The sequence below is a fragment of the Phenylobacterium sp. NIBR 498073 genome, from assembly GCF_027286305.1.
In the GTDB taxonomy this organism is placed as follows: Bacteria; Pseudomonadota; Alphaproteobacteria; order Caulobacterales; family Caulobacteraceae; genus Phenylobacterium.
On record NZ_CP114599.1, the window covers coordinates 2,497,733 to 2,519,298 of the forward strand.

The 21,566-nt window shown below is 66.8% G+C and carries 27 protein-coding genes and 1 tRNA gene; 5 read left to right on the plus strand and 23 right to left on the minus strand.

The genetic code is table 11. The annotated features are described in order from the left end of the window. Positions 1–18: 18 nt before the first annotated feature. The 4 genes from O4N75_RS12420 to rplM all read right to left on the minus strand — a co-directional run bounded on the left by O4N75_RS12420 (position 19) and on the right by rplM (position 2,473). Positions 19–459, minus strand: a complete 441-nt coding sequence (locus O4N75_RS12420) for a GNAT family N-acetyltransferase (protein ID WP_269625854.1) — start codon at positions 457–459, stop codon at positions 19–21. Continuing rightward, positions 456–1,433 carry an N-acetyl-gamma-glutamyl-phosphate reductase gene (gene argC / locus O4N75_RS12425; RefSeq protein WP_269625855.1) on the minus strand — a complete coding sequence of 326 codons (978 nt, stop codon included), beginning with the start codon at positions 1,431–1,433 and terminating at the stop codon, positions 456–458. The genes O4N75_RS12420 and argC overlap by 4 nt, the downstream gene beginning before the upstream one ends. 90 nt (positions 1,434–1,523) lie before the next feature. Continuing rightward, positions 1,524–1,994, minus strand: a complete 471-nt coding sequence (gene rpsI / locus O4N75_RS12430; protein ID WP_267230178.1) for a 30S ribosomal protein S9 — start codon at positions 1,992–1,994, stop codon at positions 1,524–1,526. A gap of 5 nt (positions 1,995–1,999) precedes the next feature. Next, positions 2,000–2,473, minus strand: coding sequence for a 50S ribosomal protein L13 (rplM, locus tag O4N75_RS12435; protein WP_267230177.1), 474 nt, complete (start codon positions 2,471–2,473; stop codon positions 2,000–2,002). 217 nt (positions 2,474–2,690) lie between these two features. Between rplM and O4N75_RS12440 the strand changes: the two genes are divergently transcribed. After that, entirely contained in the window at positions 2,691–4,127 is a 1,437-nt protein-coding gene (locus O4N75_RS12440) for an alkaline phosphatase PhoX (RefSeq protein ID WP_269625856.1), read from the plus strand. Here O4N75_RS12440 and O4N75_RS12445 read toward each other — a convergent pair. Further along, positions 4,124–5,155 (minus strand): COX15/CtaA family protein, encoded by a 1,032-nt coding sequence (locus O4N75_RS12445; protein WP_269625857.1) that lies wholly within the window; start codon positions 5,153–5,155, stop codon positions 4,124–4,126. The two genes, O4N75_RS12440 and O4N75_RS12445, sit on opposite strands and share 4 nt — an antisense overlap. A gap of 138 nt (positions 5,156–5,293) precedes the next feature. Here O4N75_RS12445 and O4N75_RS12450 point away from each other — a divergent pair, with 138 nt between their 5' ends. Together O4N75_RS12450 and O4N75_RS12455 are read left to right on the plus strand one after the other, a co-directional pair. Next, positions 5,294–5,542, plus strand: coding sequence for a GlsB/YeaQ/YmgE family stress response membrane protein (locus O4N75_RS12450; protein ID WP_269625858.1), 249 nt, complete (start codon positions 5,294–5,296; stop codon positions 5,540–5,542). Between the two features lie 39 nt (positions 5,543–5,581). Continuing rightward, complete coding sequence (locus tag O4N75_RS12455; protein WP_269625859.1) at positions 5,582–5,779, plus strand: DUF2842 domain-containing protein; 198 nt, start codon at positions 5,582–5,584, stop codon at positions 5,777–5,779. An 84-nt stretch (positions 5,780–5,863) separates the two neighbouring features. Here O4N75_RS12455 and O4N75_RS12460 read toward each other — a convergent pair. The 7 genes from O4N75_RS12460 to O4N75_RS12490 form a co-directional block, all read right to left on the minus strand. Then, a tRNA-Pro gene (locus O4N75_RS12460) sits at positions 5,864–5,940 on the minus strand. An 89-nt stretch (positions 5,941–6,029) separates the two neighbouring features. After that, positions 6,030–6,443, minus strand: coding sequence for a MerR family transcriptional regulator (locus tag O4N75_RS12465; RefSeq protein WP_269625860.1), 414 nt, complete (start codon positions 6,441–6,443; stop codon positions 6,030–6,032). Positions 6,444–6,456: 13 nt separating this feature from the next. Beyond that, positions 6,457–6,759 (minus strand): integration host factor subunit alpha, encoded by a 303-nt coding sequence (locus O4N75_RS12470; RefSeq protein WP_056019003.1) that lies wholly within the window; start codon positions 6,757–6,759, stop codon positions 6,457–6,459. 150 nt (positions 6,760–6,909) lie between these two features. Further along, positions 6,910–7,890: a beta-ketoacyl-ACP synthase III gene (locus O4N75_RS12475; RefSeq protein ID WP_269625861.1), complete on the minus strand. Its 981-nt coding sequence runs from the start codon at positions 7,888–7,890 to the stop codon at positions 6,910–6,912. Continuing rightward, positions 7,891–8,943 carry a phosphate acyltransferase PlsX gene (gene plsX, locus O4N75_RS12480; RefSeq protein WP_269625862.1) on the minus strand — a complete coding sequence of 351 codons (1,053 nt, stop codon included), beginning with the start codon at positions 8,941–8,943 and terminating at the stop codon, positions 7,891–7,893. It lies immediately after the preceding gene. Positions 8,944–9,028: 85 nt separating this feature from the next. Next, a complete protein-coding gene (locus O4N75_RS12485) occupies positions 9,029–9,550 on the minus strand; it encodes a DUF177 domain-containing protein (protein WP_269625863.1) in 522 nt (173 codons plus the stop codon). After that, on the minus strand, positions 9,547–10,077 hold the full coding sequence (locus O4N75_RS12490; protein ID WP_269625864.1) for a ubiquinol-cytochrome C chaperone family protein: 531 nt from the start codon (positions 10,075–10,077) through the stop codon (positions 9,547–9,549). The genes O4N75_RS12485 and O4N75_RS12490 overlap by 4 nt, the downstream gene beginning before the upstream one ends. 105 nt (positions 10,078–10,182) lie before the next feature. Here O4N75_RS12490 and bamE point away from each other — a divergent pair, with 105 nt between their 5' ends. Continuing rightward, positions 10,183–10,674 (plus strand): outer membrane protein assembly factor BamE, encoded by a 492-nt coding sequence (bamE, locus tag O4N75_RS12495; protein WP_269625865.1) that lies wholly within the window; start codon positions 10,183–10,185, stop codon positions 10,672–10,674. A gap of 78 nt (positions 10,675–10,752) precedes the next feature. On the opposite strand, the gene O4N75_RS12500 is transcribed toward bamE, so the two are convergent. The 9 genes from O4N75_RS12500 to glyA all read right to left on the minus strand — a co-directional run bounded on the left by O4N75_RS12500 (position 10,753) and on the right by glyA (position 18,534). Then, complete coding sequence (locus tag O4N75_RS12500; RefSeq protein WP_269625866.1) at positions 10,753–12,879, minus strand: sodium-translocating pyrophosphatase; 2,127 nt, start codon at positions 12,877–12,879, stop codon at positions 10,753–10,755. Positions 12,880–13,094: 215 nt separating this feature from the next. Continuing rightward, a complete protein-coding gene (locus tag O4N75_RS12505) occupies positions 13,095–13,556 on the minus strand; it encodes a hypothetical protein (RefSeq protein WP_269625867.1) in 462 nt (153 codons plus the stop codon). Between the two features lie 42 nt (positions 13,557–13,598). Next, the gene (thiL, locus tag O4N75_RS12510) at positions 13,599–14,561 is read right to left on the minus strand and encodes a thiamine-phosphate kinase (protein ID WP_269625868.1); all 963 of its coding nucleotides are present in this window, start codon (positions 14,559–14,561) and stop codon (positions 13,599–13,601) included. After that, positions 14,548–15,006, minus strand: a complete 459-nt coding sequence (gene nusB / locus O4N75_RS12515; RefSeq protein ID WP_267230164.1) for a transcription antitermination factor NusB — start codon at positions 15,004–15,006, stop codon at positions 14,548–14,550. Before nusB ends, thiL begins: the two co-directional genes overlap by 14 nt. After that, complete coding sequence (gene ribH / locus O4N75_RS12520; protein WP_269625869.1) at positions 15,006–15,467, minus strand: 6,7-dimethyl-8-ribityllumazine synthase; 462 nt, start codon at positions 15,465–15,467, stop codon at positions 15,006–15,008. The genes nusB and ribH overlap by 1 nt, the downstream gene beginning before the upstream one ends. 30 nt (positions 15,468–15,497) lie before the next feature. Further along, positions 15,498–16,088, minus strand: a complete 591-nt coding sequence (locus O4N75_RS12525) for a riboflavin synthase (RefSeq protein ID WP_269625870.1) — start codon at positions 16,086–16,088, stop codon at positions 15,498–15,500. Continuing rightward, positions 16,089–16,739, minus strand: coding sequence for a RibD family protein (locus tag O4N75_RS12530; protein WP_269625871.1), 651 nt, complete (start codon positions 16,737–16,739; stop codon positions 16,089–16,091). After that, positions 16,729–17,202, minus strand: a complete 474-nt coding sequence (gene nrdR, locus O4N75_RS12535) for a transcriptional regulator NrdR (protein WP_269625872.1) — start codon at positions 17,200–17,202, stop codon at positions 16,729–16,731. Before nrdR ends, O4N75_RS12530 begins: the two co-directional genes overlap by 11 nt. Positions 17,203–17,244: 42 nt before the next feature. Next, positions 17,245–18,534, minus strand: a complete 1,290-nt coding sequence (glyA, locus tag O4N75_RS12540) for a serine hydroxymethyltransferase (RefSeq protein WP_269625873.1) — start codon at positions 18,532–18,534, stop codon at positions 17,245–17,247. A 188-nt stretch (positions 18,535–18,722) separates the two neighbouring features. Between glyA and O4N75_RS12545 the strand changes: the two genes are divergently transcribed. After that, entirely contained in the window at positions 18,723–19,154 is a 432-nt protein-coding gene (locus O4N75_RS12545; RefSeq protein ID WP_269625874.1) for a MucR family transcriptional regulator, read from the plus strand. Between the two features lie 108 nt (positions 19,155–19,262). Here O4N75_RS12545 and hemA read toward each other — a convergent pair whose 3' ends face one another. Together hemA and mmsB are read right to left on the minus strand one after the other, a co-directional pair. Next, a complete protein-coding gene (gene hemA, locus O4N75_RS12550) occupies positions 19,263–20,492 on the minus strand; it encodes a 5-aminolevulinate synthase (protein ID WP_269625875.1) in 1,230 nt (409 codons plus the stop codon). Positions 20,493–20,644: 152 nt separating this feature from the next. After that, positions 20,645–21,541, minus strand: coding sequence for a 3-hydroxyisobutyrate dehydrogenase (gene mmsB, locus O4N75_RS12555; RefSeq protein ID WP_269625876.1), 897 nt, complete (start codon positions 21,539–21,541; stop codon positions 20,645–20,647). Positions 21,542–21,566 lie beyond the last annotated feature (25 nt).

Consider the following 21,566-nt stretch of genomic DNA (forward strand, 5'->3'; position numbering starts at 1 on the left):
CCTTCGGCGGATGCAAGCTCAGCGGCCAGGCCAAGCGTAACGAGCGTCCGGCTCCTTCTCGCGGTTGCCCTGGCCGTCCGTCAGTTCGACCAGGACCCAACCGCGATCTTCGTAGAACTTCCGCGCCCGGGCGTTCTTCTGAAAGGTCCAAAGCTCGCGCGCAGAGCCATCTTCCAGGGCCTTCGCCATCAGCGTCGGACTGATGCCTCGCCCCTGATAGGCCGGCAGAACGTAGAGATGCTCAAGCCAGCCCGGATGGAAGGCCACATAGGCCACCGGCTGGCCGTCCACCTCGGCGATCCAGGTCTCGTTCTCCAGCAGCAGGACGGTCTCGAAGAACGTCAGCGCGCCGTTGATATCGGGATCGGCGGGCAGGAACGGCAGGGAGGCCAGATTGGCCTCCCGCTGGACCATCGCGCAGGTCGATGCGTCCGAAACGCTGGCCCGCCGCAGGATCACAGGCCCTCGCCTTCCGGCAGGCCGAGCATGATGTTGAGGTTCTGAACCGCGGCGCCGGATGCGCCCTTGCCCAGGTTGTCCAACAGGGCGACGAGCCGGACCTGACCGCGGTCCTCGTTTCCGAAGACGAACAGCTTCATCCGATTGGTCCCATTCATCGCCTCGGGATCGAGCGCCGTATTGTATCCGGCCGCGCCGGCGCGCGCCTTCTGCAGGTCCGCGCACTCGTCGGCCGAGGCGACCTCGACGAATGTCTCCCCCTGATAGGCGGCCGCGAGCGCCTGGCGCAGGGCCTCGGGCACGGGCTTGCCGGGGAGCGCCCAGAGCTGGAGCGGAACCTCGACGATCATCCCCTGGGCGTAGCGGCCGACGGACGGCGCGAACAGCGGCGGATGGGCGAGGCCGCCATAGGCCTGCATCTCGCCCACGTGCTTGTGCTGAAGCGTCAGGCCATAGGTGCGGTAGGCGTCGTTCGTCCCCTGCGGCGCCGGCGCTTCGAACTCGGCGATCAGGCCCTTGCCCCCCCCGGAATAGCCCGAGATGGCGTTGACGGTGACCGGAAAGTCAGGCGGCAGCAGGCCAGCCGCCGTCAGCGGCCGCACGAGCCCGATGAAGCCGGTCGGATAGCAGCCAGGATTGCTGACGCGGGTCGACTCGGCGATGGCCGCGCGCTGCGCCTTGTCCATCTCGGCGAAGCCGTAGGTCCAGTCTGGCGCAGTCCGGAAGGCCGTCGAGGCGTCGATCACCTTCACGCTGTTGGACGTCACCATCCCGACCGCTTCCTTGGCCGCGTCATCGGGCAGGCACAGGATGACCGCGTCCACCCCGTTCAGCAGCTCCGCGCGCGCGTCGGCGTCCTTGCGACGAGCCGGATCGATGGACACGATCTCCAGGTCGCGGCGGCCTTCCAGCCGCTGCCGGATCTGCAGGCCGGTGGTGCCGGCTTCGCCATCGATGAAGACTGTGTGGGCCATAGTTGGGGATCCAGAAATTCGGGCCGAAAAACAGAAAGGGCGCCTCGGTTGCCCGAAGCGCCCCTCCCAAACGCGAGTGCTCGCGCGCGGTTAGCGCTTCGAGAACTGGAAGCTGCGGCGGGCCTTGGCCTTGCCGTACTTCTTACGCTCGACCACGCGGCTGTCGCGGGTCAGGAAGCCGTGCGGCTTCAGGACCGGGCGCAGGGCCGGCTCGTAATAGGTCAGAGCCTTGGACAGGCCGTGGCGGATGGCGCCGGCTTGGCCCGACAGGCCCGAGCCTTCGACCGAGACGACGACGTCGAACTGGCCGACGCGGTCGGTCACCTGGAACGGCTGAGCGATCATCATGCGCAGCACCGGGCGAGCGAAGTACACTTCCTGGTCGCGGCCGTTGATCGTGATCGTGCCCTTGCCGGGCTTAATCCAGACCTTGGCGATCGCGTTCTTGCGCTTGCCGGTCGCATAGGCGCGGCCCTGCGAGTCGATCTTCGGCTCGGCCGGCGCGGCTTGCGGGTTGGACGAGAGGCCTTGCAGGGCCTCGAAACCTTGGGTCTCGGACATCTGTCTTACAGGCTCCGCACGTTCTTGGCGTTCAGCGAAGCGAACGCGATGGTCTCGGGGTTCTGCGCTTCGTGCGGATGCTCGCCGGCATTGTAGATGCGCAGGTGCGTCATCTGCTTGCGGGCCAGCGGGCTTTCCTTCGGCAGCATGCGCTCAACGGCCTTTTCCAGGATGCGCTCCGGATACTTGCCGCCGAGGATCTTGTCCGCGGTGCGTTCCTTGATGCCGCCCGGATAGCCGGTGTGCCAGTAGTAGGTCTTGTCCTGCAGCTTCTTGCCGGTGAACTTCACCTTGTCGGCGTTGACGACGACGACATAGTCGCCGCAATCGACGTGCGGGGTGTAGTCCGGGCGGTGCTTGCCGCGAAGACGCATGGCGATGAACGAAGCGAGACGGCCGACCACGGCGTTCTCGGCATCGATCACGATCCACTTCTTCTCGACGTCGGCGGGCTTCAGCGAAGCCGTCGTCTTCATCATGGGAACGGGTCCGTTAGGTTGGCGGGACGAGAAAGGTCCCGGCGAGGGCGCGGCTAGTACGGGGTTACCACGTGCCTGTCAACACCGATTGCGACATCCATGGCGCAATGCGTTGCGCCGCAAGGCTTTGCTGAGATTGGTATTATAATACCGTCAATTTCAGCACTCAAGCTTCTATGGTCGTCGCCCGTCCCACAGCCCAGCTGGAAAGCCCACCATGTTTGCGTCGCGTCGCCAGTTCCTTCAGACCGCAGCCGCCTCCGCCGCCTTCGCAGGACTGGCGCGTTACGCCAACGCCCAGGTCACCGCCGACGCGGAAGGCTATTCCAACCCAGGCTATGCCAGCGAAGTCGCCGGATACGGCCCGTTGCGCCGCGACCCGGCTGAGATCTTCGACCTGCCCGAAGGCTTTTCCTACAAGGTGATCTCGCGCGCCGGCGACCGGATGGACGACGGCCTTGTCGCCGCGGGCAAGATGGACGGCATGGGCTGCTTCCCGGCCGGCCGCAATCGAGTCGCCCTGGTCCGCAATCACGAGATCAGCCCGCCTCCCCGCGACGTCCAGATCACCGCCTTCGGCGAAAGCCGCAACCTGGCAGGCAAGATCGCCGCGGCCGATCTCTACGATACCGACAATGACGGTCTGCCGCTCGGCGGAGGAACCAGCACCCTGCTCTATGACCTTAAGACTCAGGAGTTGAAGGCCCAGCACCTCAGCCTTGCCGGTTCGGCCGTCAACTGCGCCGGCGGCGTGACGCCGTGGGGCTCGTGGCTGACCTGCGAGGAGACCCTCGTGAAGGCCGGTCAGGGCGTGAAGAAGGACCACGGCTGGGTCTTCGAGGTGCCATCCCGCCTGCGCGGACTGGCTGATCCGGTGGCGATCAGCGGCATGGGCCGCTTCAAGCATGAGGCCTGCGCGGTCGATCCGCGCACGGGCGTCATCTACATGACCGAGGACGAGGTCGACGGCAAAGGACTGTTCTACCGCTACCTGCCCAATGACCGGCGCAAGCTGCAAGCCGGCGGCCGGCTGCAGGCTCTGGCCGTGGTCGGCGAAGGCGATCCGCGCAACTGGGACGCGGTGTCCTGGAAACAGGGCGACTGGCGCAATGTACGCTGGGTGGATCTGGACGGCGTCGACAACCCCAACAACGACCTGCGCCAGCGCGGCAAGGCGGCCGGCGCCTCGTGGTTCGCCCGCGGCGAAGGCATCTTCTTCGGCCAGGGCGAGCTCTACTTCACCTGCACCAGCGGCGGACCGAAATACCACGGCCAGGTCATGCGCTACGTCCCCAGCCAGCACGAAGGCCAGGCCGGCGAAGTCGACGAGCCCGGCCGTCTGCAGCTGTTCGTCGAACCGTCCGATACCCGGGTCATGGAGATGGCCGACAACCTCGCCATCTCGCCCTGGGGCCACATCGTCACCTGCGAGGACAAGATCGGCGGCACCAACTATCTGCGCGCCATCACCCCCCAGGGGCAGATCTACACGATCGGCCGCAATGCCCAGACCCTGCCCGGCGCCAAGATCCGCGGCACATCTGAACTGGCCGGCGTCTGCTTCTCACCGGACGGGTCGACCCTGTTCGTCAACATCTACAGCCCGGGCTGCACCCTGGCCGTCACCGGCCCCTGGCGGTCGTTCAGGGCCTAGGGGCGACGCACGCGCCAGGCGAAGGCCACCGCCAGCGACAGGACCAGAGCGGCCGTCACCTGGTGCGCCATCCCCAGCCATACGGGGACCCCGGCGACCAGCGTGACGACGCCCAGCAGCGCCTGCAGCAAGATCGCCGCGCCGGTGGCCAGAGCCAGCAGTTTGGCCTCGGCCGGCAGATAGCGCGAGCGCCAGGCCACCCAGGCCATGGCGACGCCGACCGCGGTCAGCAGGTAGGCGACGATCCGATGGTTGAACTGCACGGCCGCCTGGCTGTGCGCCAGCGTGGCCCACAGGCCGCCACCGCCGTAGTCGGCCGGGAACAGGGCCCCGTTCATCAGCGGCCAGTCGTTATAGACGAAGCCTGCATCGTTTCCGGCCACCAGGGCCCCGAGCAGGATCTGGAAGAAGATCAGGCCGATCAGCGCCAGACCGCCACGGGTCCAGGGACTGGGAACCGTCTGGCGGGCTGCGCCCGACCAGGCGTCCAGCGCCGTCCAGACCAACGCCCCCAACAGCGCAAAAGCCAGCCCCAGGTGGATCGCCAGCCGCTCGGGCGCGACCGACACCCGATCGACCAGGCCGCTGGCGACCATCCACCAGCCGACCGCCCCCTGCAGCCCGCCCAGGAGAAACAGGCCCGCGCACCGCACGATCAGCCGCCGCGGCATCTCGCGGCGGATCAGGAAGTAGGCGAACGGCAAGGCGAAAGCCGCTCCGACCAGGCGGCCCAGCAGCCGGTGGCTCCACTCCCACCAATAGATCGCTTTGAAGGCCTCCAGGGTCATGCCCTTGTTGACCTGCTGATACTGGGGAATGGCTTTGTAGAGCGCGAACTCGTCGGCCCAGTCCTGCGCCGACATCGGCGGCAGCGCGCCGGTGACGGGCTTCCACTGCGTGATCGACAGGCCGGAATCGGTCAGGCGCGTCGCGCCCCCGACAACCACCATCGCCAGCACCAGGGCCGCCACGATGAACAGCCAAACCGCGACCGGGCGCGACCGGTCTGAACGAAGAAACGAGGTCATGACTTAAAGTGCAGGCTCTTCAGGGCGTTCTTACGGCGATCCGCTATCGGAGATCGCGCCGCAGGTCCATGCTCGGAAGGCGGAACCACGGAAGCTTGACCGCATTTGGTGTGAGGGACTCAACCAAAGGGCACAATCATGCAAGGCGTGGGTATCATCGGGTGGATCGTCATCGGCATCGCCGCCGGCTTCGTCGCCGAGAAGGTCATGAAGCGGGACCATGGGTTGATGACCAACCTGCTCGTAGGGGTCGTCGGGGCCTTGCTTGGCGGCTGGCTCGCGGGCCTCGTCGGCTTCAGCTTCGGCGGCTGGATCGGCAGTTTCATCGTCGCCTCGATCGGCGCGATCCTCCTTCTCTTCCTCCTGGGCCTCATCAAGAAGCGCTAGGGGCTTAACGGAACGCGCGCCGGCGCCTATAGGCATGGCATGAGCGCGCGCGTCCGGAAGTTCATCGGTGGCATCGGCATCGTCCTGTTCCTGGGATTCTACGCCTGGATCATGACGATGATCGGCGAGCGGCTGCCGGACCACTGGGCCGCTCAGCTGGCCTTCTATGGAATCGGCGGCCTCGCGTGGGGCGTGCCGATTCTGCCGCTGATCAGCTGGATGAACCGCGGCCGGTAGCGGCCAGCCGCCCAGGCGCGTCCGCGCAGGGCATTGAAGTGCGGATGGTGTGGGAAAAGGTGGTCCTAAGGACCAATTCGCCGATGGTCGGAGCGACAGGATTCGAACCTGCGACCCCTTGACCCCCAGTCAAGTGCGCTACCAGGCTGCGCCACGCTCCGACATCGGCGAGCGGCCCTTCTAACCACTTGGGCACGGCGGGCAAGCTGAATTTCCAATTCCGACGACAATCACCCCGCAGAGCGGGCCGTCATTCCTTGTCCAGCAAGGAATCCAGACGCCGCTTGGCGCTCTGCAGGTCGTCCAGCGCGAACAACAGCCGCTCGCGCCCCTCGTCGCTCAGCTCGCTGTTGGCAAGGCCCAAGGCGAGCCCCTCCGGCCGCGGCCCCACATCGCCGTCAGCGGCCGCCAGGAGCCGCTTCAGCCCCTGTTCCTTATGGAGTTTCTGCACGCCTTTGATGGTGTAGCCAGCGTCATGCAACAGCACCCGGACGCCGCGCAGGACCGCAATATCATGCGGGCGATAGAATCGCCGTCCGCCCGCGCGCTTCATCGGCCGGATGAAGGAGAATTTCGTCTCCCAGAACCGCAGCACGTGCTGCGGAACGTTCAGCTCGTCGGCTGCTTCCGAGATCGTTCGAAAGGCGTCCGGCCCCTTGGCCACGTGGCCGCCTTCCTCACTTCGCCAGGGCGCGGTCCACCCGCGCCTTCATGACCTGGGAGGCCCGGAAGCCGATCACCCGGCGCGGCTCGATCGCCGCAGGTTCCCCGGTCTTAGGATTGCGGCCCATGCGCGCGCGCTTTTCGCGCACCTGGAAGACGCCGAATCCGGAAAGCTTCACCTGCTCGCCCTTTTCGAGGGCCTGGGCCATGAGTTCCAGCGTCCGCTCGACCAGCTCGGAACAATCCTGCCGGGTCAGCCCCACTTCCTCATGAACCGCCTCGCACAGGTCGGCCCGCGTCACAGTAGCGCCTTTCATGAACGCCCCTACCCCGAAAAACACCGTTACTCTAATAGTTGACCCGCCGTCACTACCTGATTGTCACGTCAGGTCAAAGACTTCAGGCCTGTTTGTCTGAATGCACCCTCGCGCCTACGCGCGCCAGACGCAAGCGTCTCGCAACAAACGTTACAGACGAACGACGCACGCGCCCCAGGTCAGGCCGCCCCCCATCGCCTCAAGCAGCAGCATTTGGCCCGGCTTGATCCGACCGTCCTGCATGGCTTTCCACCAGGCCAGCGGGATCGACGCCGCCGACGTGTTGGCGTGTTCGGACACCGTCGAGACGACTTTTGACTCGTGGATGCCGACACGCTTGGCCACGCCCTCAAGGATGCGCTGGTTGGCCTGGTGCGGGATGAACCAATCGACGTCCTCGATCGCGACGCCGGCGTCGGCCGCCGCCGCGAGAATCGCCTCGGAGATGTTCACCACGGCATGGCGAAACACCTGATTGCCCTGCATGCGCAGATGACCGATCTGGCCGTTGGTCGAAACCCCGCCATCGACGTAGAGCAGGTCCTGCTTCGTGCCGTCGGCCCGCAGCGCGAACCCCAGCAGCCCGCGATCGGCTGTCGTCCCCTCGCCCTCCTGCGGTTCGAGCACGACCGCCCCGGCCCCGTCCCCGAACAGGACGCAGGTCCCGCGATCGGTCCAGTCCATCAGGCGGGTCATGGTCTCCGCGCCGATGACGAGCGCGCACTTGGAGCGCCCGCGGGCGACAAAGCCGTCAGCCGTCGAGAGCGCATAGACGAATCCCGAACACACGGCCTGGACATCGAAGGCCACGCCGACTGGGCAACCGAGCTTGCGCTGGACGATGGTGGCGGTCGCCGGGAAAGTCAGATCGGGCGTCGTCGTCGCCACGATGATGAGGTCGACGTCGGCCGGCGTCTTGCCAGCCGCCAACAGCGCCAGGCGGGCCGCCTCGACGGCCAGGTCGGAGACCGGCTGGTCCTTGGCCGCGCGGTGGCGCTGGCGGATGCCGGTCCGTTCGACGATCCATTCGTCAGACGTGTCGACGACTTGGGCCAGATCGGTGTTGGTGACGATTTCGTCGGGCAGATAGCCCCCGACACCGGTCACGACGCTACGCAGAACTTTGGTCACTCAGGCGGCTCCATCCACGGCCGGCGGCTGCTGTTCGGCCACCGCGGCGGTGAGCCGCGTCATATTCCGTTCGATCTCCGCTGCGAAGTCGCTTTGCGCGAGCTTCGAGGCCATGCGGATCGCGGCGGCGATGTCCCGGTCTGACGCGCCGCCGTGGCTCTTCACCACCACTCCATTGAGGCCAAGCAGGGGCGCCGCGGCGTCGGGACTCAGCTTTTCACGCAACTTCAGCAGGCCGGACTTGGCCAGCAGCGCGCCCAGCTTCGATGTCAGGCTGCTCGTCAGCGCCGCACGCAATTCGCCGTTTATGTAGCGCGCCGCGCCCTCCGCGGTCTTCAGCGCGATATTTCCGGTGAACCCATCGGTGACGACGACGTCGACCTTGTTCTGGAATAGTTCGTCGCCCTCGACGAAGCCTCGATAGTCCAGGTCGAACTTGCCGCTGCGCAGGATGCCATGGGCCTGACGGACCTCTTCGTGGCCCTTCACGTCCTCGGCGCCGACGTTCAGAAGGCCGACGGTCGGCTTAGCTACGCCGTGAGCCGCACGATGGAAGGCCTCCCCGAGAATGGCGAACTCGACCAGGCGCTCAGCGTCGCAATCGACGTTGGCCCCGACGTCCAGAACGGTGGTGATTCCCCTCACGCCAGGCCAGCCGACCACCAGGCACGGCCGGTCGACGTCGACGCTCATCCGCAGGATCAGCAGCGAAATGGCCATCAAGGCGCCGGTGTTGCCAGCCGAGACTGAACCCTGCGCCTCGCCGGACTTCACCGACTCGATCGCCGCCCACATCGACGTGCCCTTGCCTCGACGCAGCGCCTGGGCAGGTTTCTCGTCCATCGCCACCACGCGGTCGGCGTGGCGAATCTCGACTCGGTCCTTCAGGGTCGGATGCTTCGCGAGCTCGGCCGAAATCGCCGCCTCGTCGCCATGCAGCAAATAGCGGAGCGCGGGCGCCTCGGCCGCCGCCAAGGCGACACCGGGAACCACGACAGAGGGGCCGTGGTCGCCCCCCATTGCATCAATTGAAATGGTCAGGGATTTCGTCACGGCGCTGCTTTCACCCCTCACAGCGTCGCGCCGCAAGCACGTTCAGGATATGGCCCGAGGCGCCGCGATGCAAATAGAGAGCAGATCACGCACCATCGTCCTTCAAGCGCTTCAGGACCGCGAATGGAGATTCCTCCCGCACGTCCGGTTCGTAGTTGAATTCGGCGCCGGGCTTGCGCGGAAAGGGGTCGATCTCAAGCGCGAGATGCTCGACAAGGTAGCCCGCCAGGTCGATGTCGTCCGAACTGAGCACGTCCGGCGGGTCGGGCGCTTCAAGGTCCATCTCGACCTCGCCGCCCTCCGAATCGGCCGGCGCGTTGGGACTTCCCGCGGGAACGGCCCGAACCACGAAGTCGCCGTCGATCTGCGTCTCGAAAGGATCCAACGTCACGCCGCAGATCTGTTCGACGACTGCGGTGAACCGGCTGGTGATCTCGGCCCCGTCCAGCCAAGGACGGACGGTGACGCGGCCTTGCAGGGCCGGCAATCCTTCCAGCGCGAGTTCCTTGGCGATCGCCGCACGAGCCTCGGCGCCCGGCTCGAGCGTGACGCTGACCGGGCCGCGGGCCAGGTCCGAGAGGCGGATCATATGACGCCAGGCGCTCATGCTGCGCTCCAGTTCGCGCGACCGTCCAGCAGCCCTTCCAGCTTCTGCTCGGCGAGCGCGGCGCGCTGACGCAGCACATACTCGCCGAGCTCAGCCACGTGCTCGGCGCCGCCCTGGGCGTAGACCGTCCTGCCCAGCAGGGCGTGCAGATGGTCCGTCTGCGGCAGGGCCGCGAACGCGGATTCGTAGGACTTCACCCGGCCGTAGAAAGCTTCGCCCAGCTTGCGCATCTTCTTGCCGACCGACAGGTCGCCGACGCCCATTTCCCGCAGCGCATCGTCCAGCGCGCCGAGATAGGTGTCGAACAGGGCTTGCGAAGTCTCGCTCGCCCGCGCGCCCTGCCCCCTCAGCCGATCCAGCAGCAGAAAGACGTGAACCGTATAGAGCTCGAATCGCCCTTCGACGGTGTCAGGCACGCCGTAGGCCTCGTAGAGCGCCGGCGTACGCGCCTGAGCGACGACGCCGGCGTACAGCTTCTGACCCATGGCCAGGGTCGCGCGTGGGCGGAAGAAGCGGTCCAGGAACATCTCGGCCTCGATTTCGCCCTCAGGCGCAGATACAGGCGGCATTGAACTAAGGGGCGGCGAGCGATAGGTCAAAGCCTCGAAGAATTGAACAGGTCCGGTTCGCACATGTTTCGCCGCGTCGCCTATGCCGCACTCGCCGCCGGTCTGCTGACCTCCGCCACGGCCTGCGCGCCTATTACGACCTATTCCGGCTTTCAGGCCATCGAGGCCAACCCCAAGGACGTCAAGGTCGGGACCGACACCAAGTCCACCGTGCGCGCCAGCCTCGGCTCGCCGTCGGCGACCTCGACGTTCGACCCGAACGTCTGGTTCTATATCGACCAGGTGAAGGAGCGTGTGGCGTTCCGCCGCCCCGTCGTCACCTCGCGCAACGTGGTGGCGGTGACCTTCGACAAGGACACCGAGGTCGTGAAGACCGTCGACACCATGACGCTGAAGGATGGCAAGGTCATCGCCTTCAACGGCCGTGAGACCCCGACCCGGGGCCGCGAGCTGACCATCCTGGAACAGCTGCTGGGCAACGTCGGCCGCGGCGGCATGCTGCCGAACGCCGACGACGAAGGCATTCCGGGCACGCGTCCGGGCGACCGACGCTAGCGCAAGCCCATCGCCGCAGAATCAAACAGGCCCCGGAGATCACTCTCCGGGGCCTGATCTTTTCGTGCGAAGCGTCGGCTAGCCGACAGCTCCGTGGGCCAGCACCGCCAGCAGCAACAGCGCGACGATGTTGGTGATCTTAATCATCGGGTTCACGGCCGGACCGGCAGTGTCCTTGTAGGGATCGCCGACGGTGTCGCCGGTGACCGCGGCCTTGTGCGCCTCGGATCCCTTGCCGCCGTGATGGCCTTCCTCGATCAGCTTCTTGGCGTTGTCCCAAGCGCCGCCGCCCGAGGTCATCGAGATGGCGACGAACAGACCGGTGACGATCACGCCCATCAGCATCGCGCCAAGGCTGGCGAAGGCGTTCACCTTGCCGGCGATGGCGTTGATCACGAAGAACAGCACGATCGGCGAGAATACCGGCAGCAGCGACGGGACGATCATCTCCTTGATCGCCGCCTTGGTCAGGATGTCCACGGCCCGGCCGTACTCAGGCTTGACCTCCCCGGTCATGATGCCGGGGTTCTCCTTGAACTGACGGCGGACCTCGGCGACCACCGACTCGGCGGCCCGGCCCACCGCAGTCATCGACATGCCGCCGAACAGGAAGGGCAACAGCCCCCCGATCAGCAAGCCGACGACGACATAGGGGTTGGAGAGGTCGAAGGCCACCGCGCCCAACCCGTCGAAGAACGAGCCCGGGGTGGCGTTGGCCGCGAAGTACTTGAGATCCTCGGTGTAGGCGGCGAAGAGCACCAGGGCGCCCAGGCCGGCCGAGCCGATCGCATAGCCCTTGGTGACCGCCTTGGTGGTGTTGCCCACGGCGTCGAGGGCGTCGGTGGTGACCCGAACCTCCGGCGGCAGGCCGGCCATTTCGGCGATGCCGCCGGCGTTGTCCGTCACCGGACCGAAGGCGTCGAGCGCGACGATGAAGCCCGCCAGCGACAGCATCGCGGTCGTGGCGATGGCGATGCCGAACAGGCCCGCGAGCCCGTAGGTGACGATGATCCCGACAACGATGACCAGCGCCGGAGCTGCGGTCGATTCCAGCGACATGGCCAGGCCCTGGATGACGTTGGTGCCGTGACCGGAGACCGAGGCCTTGGCCACCGACTTCACCGGACGGAAGCCCGTGCCGGTGTAGTACTCGGTGATCACCACGATCAGGGCGGTGACGATCAGGCCCGTGATGCCGCACCAGAAGAGGCTCATCGCATCGAAGGTCTTGTCGCCGACGGTGACCGGGCCCGTGACCAGCGAGGTCACGACCCAGTAGATCGCGGCCACCGACAGCACGCCGGTGATGATCAGGCCCTGATAGAGCGCGCCCATGATGTTGTTGGACTTGCCCAGGCGCACGCCGAAGGTGCCGATGATCGAGGTGACGATGCAGACCCCGCAGATGGCCAGCGGAAGCAGCATCATGCTGCCGACGACATCGCTGCCGCGGAAGAAGATCGCCGCCAGGACCATGGTCGCGACCGTGGTCACCGCATAGGTTTCGAACAGGTCGGCGGCCATGCCGGCGCAGTCGCCGACATTGTCGCCGACATTGTCGGCGATCGTGGCGGCGTTGCGGGGATCATCCTCGGGAATGCCGGCCTCGACCTTGCCGACCATGTCGCCGCCGACGTCGGCGCCCTTGGTGAAGATCCCGCCCCCGAGACGCGCAAAGATCGAGATCAGCGAGGCCCCGAAACCGAGCGCCACGAGCGAGTCGACGACTTCGCGGCTGGTGTTCTCGTGGCCGAGCGGCCCGACCAGGATGGCGTAGTAGCCCGCCACGCCCACCAGGGCGAAGCCGGCGACCAGCATCCCGGTGATGGCGCCGGACTGGAACGCCAAGGACAGCCCCTTGGCGAGCCCTTCGGAGGCCGCCTGAGCGGTGCGGACGTTGGCCCGCACGGAGATGAGCATGCCGATGAAGCCGGCCGCGCCCGAGAGGATCGCGCCGATCGCAAACCCGACGGCCGCCAGCGGTCCGATAAGCACCGCCGCGGCGATGAGCACCACGACGCCGACAATGCCGATAGCGGTGTACTGACGACGCAGATAGGCCTGCGCGCCTTCCTGGATCGCTGCGGCGATCTCCTGCATGCGTGGATTACCAGGTGAAGCCCGCAACAACTGCGCGGTTCGCACGATGCCGTAGAGCACCGCCAATAGGCCGGCAGCGATCACCAGCGTAAGCGTAAGACTCATGTTCTAAGCGCCCCTATCGATTGCGCGAAGACGCCGGTCGCCGCCCACGATTGGGCGGTGCTCGACGCTCCAGGCCCCTGTCGTTTTTTCCCTCAAGTAGAGCGCCGTTGATCCGCCGCTCCTTATTGATGGACGAGACGTTGCCAGTTGTAACGGATGCGTGCAACGCCCCGTTGACCACGGTTACGCGACGATAGGCGCAGGGATGCTGCCGGTCAGGGCCGAATCTCGTCGCGCGGGGGCCGTGGGCCTGGCTCGGGCAGTCCGCGACGCTGCTTGGCGGTCTGGGCGGTGATCACGACGTTCTTGACGTCCTTGCCGGCGATCGCGACCGCCTCGCGCTGGAAGGCGGCGACCAGGCGCGGCGCATCGACTGACGCATAGTCCTTCGGGTCGCCAAACGAACCGCGCCCTCCGAGACGCGCCAGGGCGTCGCGGAAATACGGCTCCTTGCCGCGCCATTTGCTCGCGTTGGCGCTGGGCGTGAGGTTCACCCGGATGGTGACGAACACGTAGTTGACCAGCTGTCCCTCCGCCACGATCGGCACGGCGACCGGCGAGACGTCGACATATTGCCCGATCGGCGCGTCCTTGGACGGGGTCTCGGTCTTCGCTGCGACCGCGGGTCCGGCGGCGAAGGCAGAGAGCAGCACGGCGATGAGGGCGCGACGGATCATGCACCGACCCTTAGCGCAAAGGCGTTTCCGGAAGCTTTCCCGTCACTTGTGGCGCCAACCGCCCGGGCCGGCCTCAACCACCCGGCCGCTGGAGACCACCTCAACTCCCTCGCCGGCCGACACCTCGCCGATGACCGAAAAGCCCGGTATCGGCGCGGCCCCGGTGCAGACCACCTCATAGTCGTCGCCGCCGCCGGCGAGCGCTGTCAGCGCCGCCAGCCGGTCAGACTGTGCCTGCAACCAGGCCTGCGCCGGCTTCGACAGCGGCACAGCGTCGAGGTCCAGGCGCAGCCGGACACCGCTGGCGCGGGCGATATGGCGCGCGTCGGCGATCAGGCCGTCGGAAACGTCCGCCGCCGCGCTTGCCCCATCCCGCAGCGCCTGGCGCAGCTCCAGCCGCGGCGACGGCAGGCGGAAACGCCCGGCCAGATAGCCGTCGACGTCCGCAAGCTCGCCGCGGACGGCCGCCAGGCCCAGCCAGCCGTCCCCGATCACACCCGACACCATCAGCAGGTCGCCCGGCCGCGCGCCGGCCCTGCGGACCATCCGGCCTGACGGGACCCAGCCGAGCATGGTCAGCGAAACGGTCAGCGGCCCCGGCGTCGAGACCGTATCCCCGCCGAGCAGCACCAGCCCGTAGGTCTCGCCGTCCTGCGCCAGGCCGGCCGCGAAGGCCCGTCGCGCCCCCCAATCGTAGCTGGCCGGCCAGGCAGTCGCCAGAAAGTAGCCGTAGGGCTCGGCGCCCTTGGCCGCGAGGTCGGAGAGGTTCACACGCAGCAGCCGGCGCGCCACGATTTCGGGGGCCTCCCCCGGCAGGAAGTGGACGCCTTCAACCATCGCGTCCTTGGTCACGACCAGGTCATGGCCAGCCCGCGCCGGTATCGCCGCCGCGTCGTCGAGCAGGTCGAACGCTTCCGGCGCGCCCCGCGTCAGGGGGCGATAGAGGCGAGCGATCTGCCCGAACTCATCGGGCAGATCCTCGGTCGGCTCGTCAGCCGCGGACATCGCGGGCCACCGCGTCCAATGCGCCGTTGACGAACCCCGCTTCCGGGCCGTCGAAGAACGACTTGGTCAGTTCGACATACTCATTGATGGCGACCTCGGTCGGCACGTCCGGCCGGTGCGAAAGCTCGAACACCCCGGAACGCAGGATAGCCCGGACAGTGGCGTCGAGACGCTCCAAGCGCCAGTTGGCCGCCAGCCTGCCTGCAACCGTCGCGTCGATCTCACGCTGATGGCCGACGACGCCGCGCACCAGGTCGGCGAAGAAGGCCTCGTCGGCGGCGGCGAGGGTCGCGCCCTCGCCTTCCGGGTCGCCTTCCAGCGTCCGGTCGAAGCGATGGTCGGAGAACTCGCGGATGACGGCCTCAACGCCGACGCCGGACACCTCCATCTGATAGAGGGCCTGGATGGCGGCAAGACGCGCGACGGATCGTTGGCTGCGGCTCATCAATCTTGTCCGAGCAGTTGGCGCTTCAGGGCGATCATCGCGAACGCGGCCCGCGCCGCGCCCCCGCCCTTGTCGCCCTCGCTGGCCTTGGCGCGAGCCCAGGCCTGATCCTCGTCCTCGACGGTCAGGATGCCGTTGCCGATCGCCAGGCGCTTGCCGACGGTCAGGTCCATGATCCCGCGCGCCGACTCGTTCGAGACGATCTCGAAGTGATAGGTCTCGCCGCGGATCACCGTGCCGAGCGCGACATAGCCGTCATAGAGCTTGCCGGCCGGGCCTTGGCCGCCCTCTTCGGCGATCGCGATGGCGCCCGGGATTTCCAGCGCACCGGGCACGCTTATGACGTCGTATTCGGCGCCGTGCGCCGTGATCACGTCGGCGGCGGCCTTCAGCATCTCGTCGGCCAGATCGTCGTAGAAACGCGCTTCGACGATGAGGATGCGGATTTTGTCTTCGAGCATGGGGCTCCAGTCTCTGTTTGGAGGGACCCTTTAGGCCGTTTCTCGCCAGCGGGCGAGATAGCGAGCGAGCATGTCGATCTCCAGATTGACCTTCACCCCCGGCTTCAGACGCCCGAGGGTGGTCACATCCCAGGTGTGCGGGATCAGATTCACCCCGAACACGTCGTCCTCGACCTCGTTCACCGTCAGCGACACGCCGTCCACGGTGATCGACCCCTTCGGCGCGATGAAGCGGTGCAGCGGCCGCGGGACGCGGATCTTCACCCGGTGAGATCCGCCCTCGGATTCGACCGAGATCACTTCGCCGACGCCGTCCACGTGGCCCGATACGATGTGGCCGCCGAGTTCGTCGCCGACGCGCGCGGCGCGCTCAAGGTTCACCGCGTCGCCTTCCCTCCAGGCCCCCAGCGTCGTCAGGCTGAGCGTCTCGCCGGAAATCTCCACCGCAAACCAGTTGTCGCCCTTCTCGACGATCGTCAGGCAGCAGCCGGCGTGGCTGATCGAGGCGCCCATGTCGATCGTCGCCAGGTCGAAGCTGGTCTCGACCTCGAAGCGGAGATCGCGGTTGGTTTCACGGACGGCGCGAAGGCGGCCCACGTCGGTGACAATGCCGGTGAACATTCAGATCCTCTCGTAACGCTCCCAGAGGTCGTCGCCGACCTCACGGATTTCAACACGGCGCAGCCGGGGCGCGTCGGCCAAAGCGCTCAGCGCCAAGGCGCCGACGCCTGGACGCCCCTCCCCGCCGATGACCAGCGGCGCACGGAACCACTCCATGCGATCCACCAGCCCGCACCGCAGGAAGCTCCCGGCCACCTGACCTCCGCCCTCGACGAACAGCCGGCCCAGGCCTTCTCTTGCCAGAGTTTCCACGACGTCACGCAACTGCGGGCGACCATCGCCGACGGCATGGACCTGCAAGACCCTGACGCCGGCGTCGACGAGGCGCGGCTCTGGCGTGGTGGTGGTGATCAGATAGGTCGGAACGTCTCGGGCGGTCGCCAAGAGCTTGCAGCCGTCGGCCAGGCGCTGGCGGCTGTCCAGCACCACGCGCGCTGGCTGCAGGCCGGTCCAGCCCTCCAGCCGCACAGTCAGTTCAGGATCATCAGCCAGCGCGGTTTCGACGCCGACCAGCACGGCGTCATGCTCCGCGCGCAGCCGATGAACCGCCTCGCGCGCCTGCGGCCCGGTAATCCAGCGGCTTTCGCCCGCTGCGGTCGCGATGCGGCCATCGAGCGAGGTCGCCAGCTTGAGGGTGACGCTAGCGGCCATCCTCGTCGCCGTCGCTCAGGCCTTCTTCGCCCAGGAAGGTGGCGAACTCGCCGGCCTCGCGGAAGTCGCGATAGACCGACGCGTAACGGACATAGGCCACGTCATCGAGGCTCTTGAGATGCTTCATGATCAGCTCGCCGACCGCCGAAGACGGCAGCTCGGTTTCGCCCATGCTCTCAAGCTGGCGAACGATGGTCGAGATCATCTTCTCGATGCGCTCGGGCTCGATCGGCCGCTTGCGGGTGGCCAGGGCGATCGAGCGTGCGAGCTTGTCGCGATCGAAGGGCGCGCGGCGGCCCGCGCGCTTGACGATCGTCAGCTCACGCAGCTGCACGCGCTCAAAGGTCGTGAACCGACCTTCGCACTCCGGACACATACGACGGCGACGGATAGCCGCGCCGTCTTCCGACGGGCGGCTGTCCTTCACCTGACTTTCGGCGTGGCCGCAGAACGGGCACCGCATGATCTAGCCCCTTCCGGCCAACCAAACCCCTAAATACAGGGACTAGCTGTAGATGGGGAAGCGTTTCGTCAGCGCCAGCACTTCGTCGCGGACCTTGGCTTCCACAGCGCTGTTGTCGCCGCCCTTGGCCAGGCCGTCGAGCACCTCGCCGATCCAGGTCCCGATCTGACGGAACTCGCCCGGGCCGAAGCCGCGGGTGGTGCCCGCCGGCGTGCCGACGCGCAGGCCCGAGGTCTGCATCGGAGGCAGCGGGTCGAACGGGATGCCGTTCTTGTTGGTGGTGATGTGGGCGCGTTCCAACGCCACCTCGGCGTCCGAGCCCGAGACGCCCTTCGGCGTCAGGTCGACCAGCATCAGGTGGCTGTCGGTGCCGTTGGAGACGATCTTGAAACCAGCCGTCTGCAAGCTGTCGGACAGCGCGCGGGCGTTGTCGACCACCTGGCGGGCGTACTGCTTGAACTCCGGCTTCAGCGCCTCGCCGAACGCGACGGCCTTGGCGGCGATCACGTGCATAAGCGGACCGCCCTGCAGCCCCGGGAACACCGCCGAATCGATCTTCTTGGCCAGCTTCTTGGAGTTGGTCAGGATCATGCCGCCGCGCGGACCGCGCAGGGTCTTGTGGGTGGTGGTGGTGACGATGTCGGCGTGCGGGAACGGGTTCGGATAGACGCCGCCCGCGACCAGGCCCGCATAGTGGGCGATGTCGACCATCAGCAGCGCCTCGACGCTGTCGGCGATCTCCTTGAAGCGCGCGAAGTCGATGTGGCGGCTGTAGGCCGAGCCCCCGGCGATGATCACCTTCGGCTTCTCGGCCAGGGCGACCTCGGCGGCCATGTCATAGTCGATCAGGTGATCCTGCTGGCGCACGCCGTAGGCCACCGGACGGAACCATTTGCCCGACTGGTTCACGTTCTTGCCGTGCGTCAGGTGGCCGCCGGCCGACAGGTCCATGCCCATGAAGGTGTCGCCCGGGCTCATGGTGGCCATGAACACCGCCTGGTTCGCCTGGCTGCCCGAGTGCGGCTGCACGTTGGCGAACTCGCATCCGAAGATCTGCTTGGCCCGGTCGATGGCGATCTGCTCGGCCACGTCGACGACTTCGCAGCCGCCGTAGTAGCGCTTGCCCGGATAGCCCTCGGCGTACTTGTTGGTCAGCACCGAGCCTTGGACGTCCATCACCGCCTTGGACACGATGTTCTCGGAAGCGATCAGCTCGATCTGGTCCTGCTGGCGCTTCAGTTCGCCCGACAGAACGGCGGCGATGTCGTTGTCGGTGTCGGCGACGCCGGCCGAGAAGAAGGCGTCTGCGGGGGTCTGGGCGTGAACGGTCATGGGCGGGCCTTTCGGGAAACCTGGGAGGCGGAAGTGGGCTGAGCGCCTCGTGCTGCGCTCTTTAGCGCCATCGGACCTGCGATCCAACGGCATGGAACGATCTTCTATGTGCGGCGTTGCAACCCCCACGGAGGGGCGCGCGCCGATGCGCCCGCTTCGCGTGTCATTGCGTTCTCAGGGGGTCCTGAATGAGTATGGAAGCCGAGCCCGAAGTTCGTTCGGGCGAGGAGTTGATGCGGCTTGGGGCCGATATCGTGGCCGCGTATGTCAGCCGCAACGCTGTCGCCGCTGAAGCGGTCCCCGAGATCATCAGGTCCGTCTATGGCGCGCTCGAAGGGCTTAGCAAGAGCCCGGCCCCCGCTCCCGAAGAAAAACCCCGGCCTGCCGTGCCGGTGGGCCGTTCGATCCAGCACGACTACATCATCTGCCTGGAAGACGGCAAAAAGCTGAAGATGCTGAAGCGCTACCTGCGCTCGCGGTACGACATGAGTCCGGAAGACTATCGCCGGCGCTGGGGGCTGCCGCCCGACTATCCGATGGTGGCGCCGGCCTATGCGGCGCGCAGATCCGATTTCGCCAAGCAGATCGGCCTTGGCCGGGGCGTTCGTCGAGGGAAGTAGGCGGGGCGGCGTAGCCGCCCTTACTTGCTTTTGATCAGTGAACCCGAGGGGTCTCCAAAAATACCGAACTCAGACAGGTATGCCCCTGCCTGACGCTGGCGACAACGATTAAGCGGCCTGGCCGCCCACGCGAGCGACGTTGCAGTGAACCCACAGCTTCTCGAGCGCCTCAGCCAGGGCGTCCATCATACCGTCGGTGTGCGCCGGCGATGGCGTGAACCGCAGTCGCTCGGTGCCGCGCGGCACGGTCGGATAGTTGATCGGCTGCACGTAGATCCCGAAGTCGGACAACAGGATGTCCGAGATCATCTTGCAGTGGACCGGATCGCCCACCAGCACCGGCACGATGTGGCTGACCGAGGGCAAGACCGGCAGGCCAGCCTTGCGCAGCCGCGCCTTCAGGGCTTCGGCCCGCTCCTGATGCGCCTCACGGACCTCGTTGTGTTCCTTCAGGTAGCGGATCGAGGCCACCGCGCCGGCGGCCAGGGCCGGCGGGATCGAGGTCGTGAAGATGAAGCCGTCGGCATAGGAACGGATCGCATCGACGATCATCGCGTCAGCGGCGATGTAGCCGCCCATCACGCCGAACGCCTTGCCCAGCGTGCCTTCGATGATGTCGATCTCGGCCATCACGCCGTCACGTTCGGCGACGCCGGCGCCGCGCGGACCGTACATGCCGACCGCATGGACCTCATCCAGATAGGTCATCGCGCCGTACTTCTTGGCCAGCGCGACCGTGCCTGCCATGTCGGCGATGTCGCCGTCCATCGAGTAGACGCTTTCAAACGCGATCACCTTCGGCGCGTCGGCCGGGGCCTCGGCCAGCAGTTGCTCGAGATGCTCAAGATCGTTGTGCCGGAAAACCCGACGCTGGGCGCGGCCGCCGGCGCGGATGCCGGAGATCATCGAATTATGGTTAAGCTCGTCCGAGAAGATGATCAGGCCCGGAAGGATCTTATACAGCGTCGAGAGCGAGGCCTCGTTCGAGACGTAGCCCGAGGTGAACAGCAGCGCGGCTTCCTTGCCGTGCAGGTCCGCCAACTCGTGCTCGAGTTCGACGTGATAGTGCGTGGTGCCCGAAATGTTGCGAGTGCCGCCCGAACCCGCGCCCGCCTCGTCGATCGCCTTGTGCATGGCGTCGGTGACGATCGGGTTCTCGCCCTGTCCGAGATAGTCGTTGGAACACCAGACGACGACGTCGGACTGCGAGCCGTCCGGACGGGTCCAGGTCGCCTGCGGGAACTGCCCGCGGTGGCGCTTCAAGTCGGCGAACACCCGGTAACGGCCTTCCGAACGGATCTGTTCGAGGGCGGTGCGGAAGGCGTTCTTATAATCCATCGACTTGAACTCCGCCCGAGGCGTTCGACGATCTCGCGCCGCGGGGCGGTCCCCTTGCAATTGCCCGGCTTATCGCGCCGCGGGCATCGATTGTCTACAATTCGTCATACGTAATCATTCAGATTTCGATGACGCACCGTAAGCTTGGGCGCTCAGCCGTGCAGCTCGTCTAGCCGACCGCGCAGCATCTGCAGAACTCCGGAAAAGTCCGTAGTGCCGAAGCCGAGCCGCTCAAATAGGGCATAAAGTCCCTCGGCCTGCGCCCCCATCGGCGCGGCCGCGCCGGCCGTGGCGGCCGCCTGCTGCGCCAGCTTGAGGTCCTTGAGCATCATGGCCGTGGCGAAGCCGCCCTGGTAGCCACGGTTGGACGGTGCGGTCTCCACCGGCCCCGGCCAGGGGTAGTAGCTGGTGATCGACCAGCACTGGCCGGACGACTTCGAAGCGATCTCGAAGAAGCGTTCCGGATCCAGGCCCAGCTTCTCGGCCAGGGCGATCGCCTCGCAGACGCCCAGCATCGAGATCCCCAGGACCATGTTGTTACAGATCTTGGCCGCCTGCCCGGCCCCATGATCGCCGGCCCGGATGACCGCGCGGGCCATGGGCTGGATGACCGCCTCGACGTCGGCGAAGTCGGCCTCATCGCACCCGACCATGAAGGCCAGCGTCCCAGCGTCGGCCGCCGCGGTCCCACCTGAGACAGGCGCATCGGCGAAGCGGACCCCCTTGTCCCGCGCCAGTTCAGCCACGGCCCTGGCGCTGTCCACATCAATGGTCGAGCAATCGATCAGCAACGCGGTCTTCGGCGCGTTGGGCAGGATCTCCTCGGCGTAGACCTTGCGGACGTGCGGACCGGCCGGAAGCATCGTCACCACCGCGTCGGCGTCGCGGACCGCTTCAGCGACGGAGCCCGCCGGTGTGCAGCCGGCCGCCTTGGCGCGGTCCATGGCCGCAGCGGCAAGGTCGAAGGCGGCCACCTGGCGCCCCGCCTTCGCCTGGTTGGCGGCCATGCCGCCGCCCATGTTTCCCAATCCGATGAAGGCGATACGCATGTCAGGTCCCTAATGTCGGTCGCCC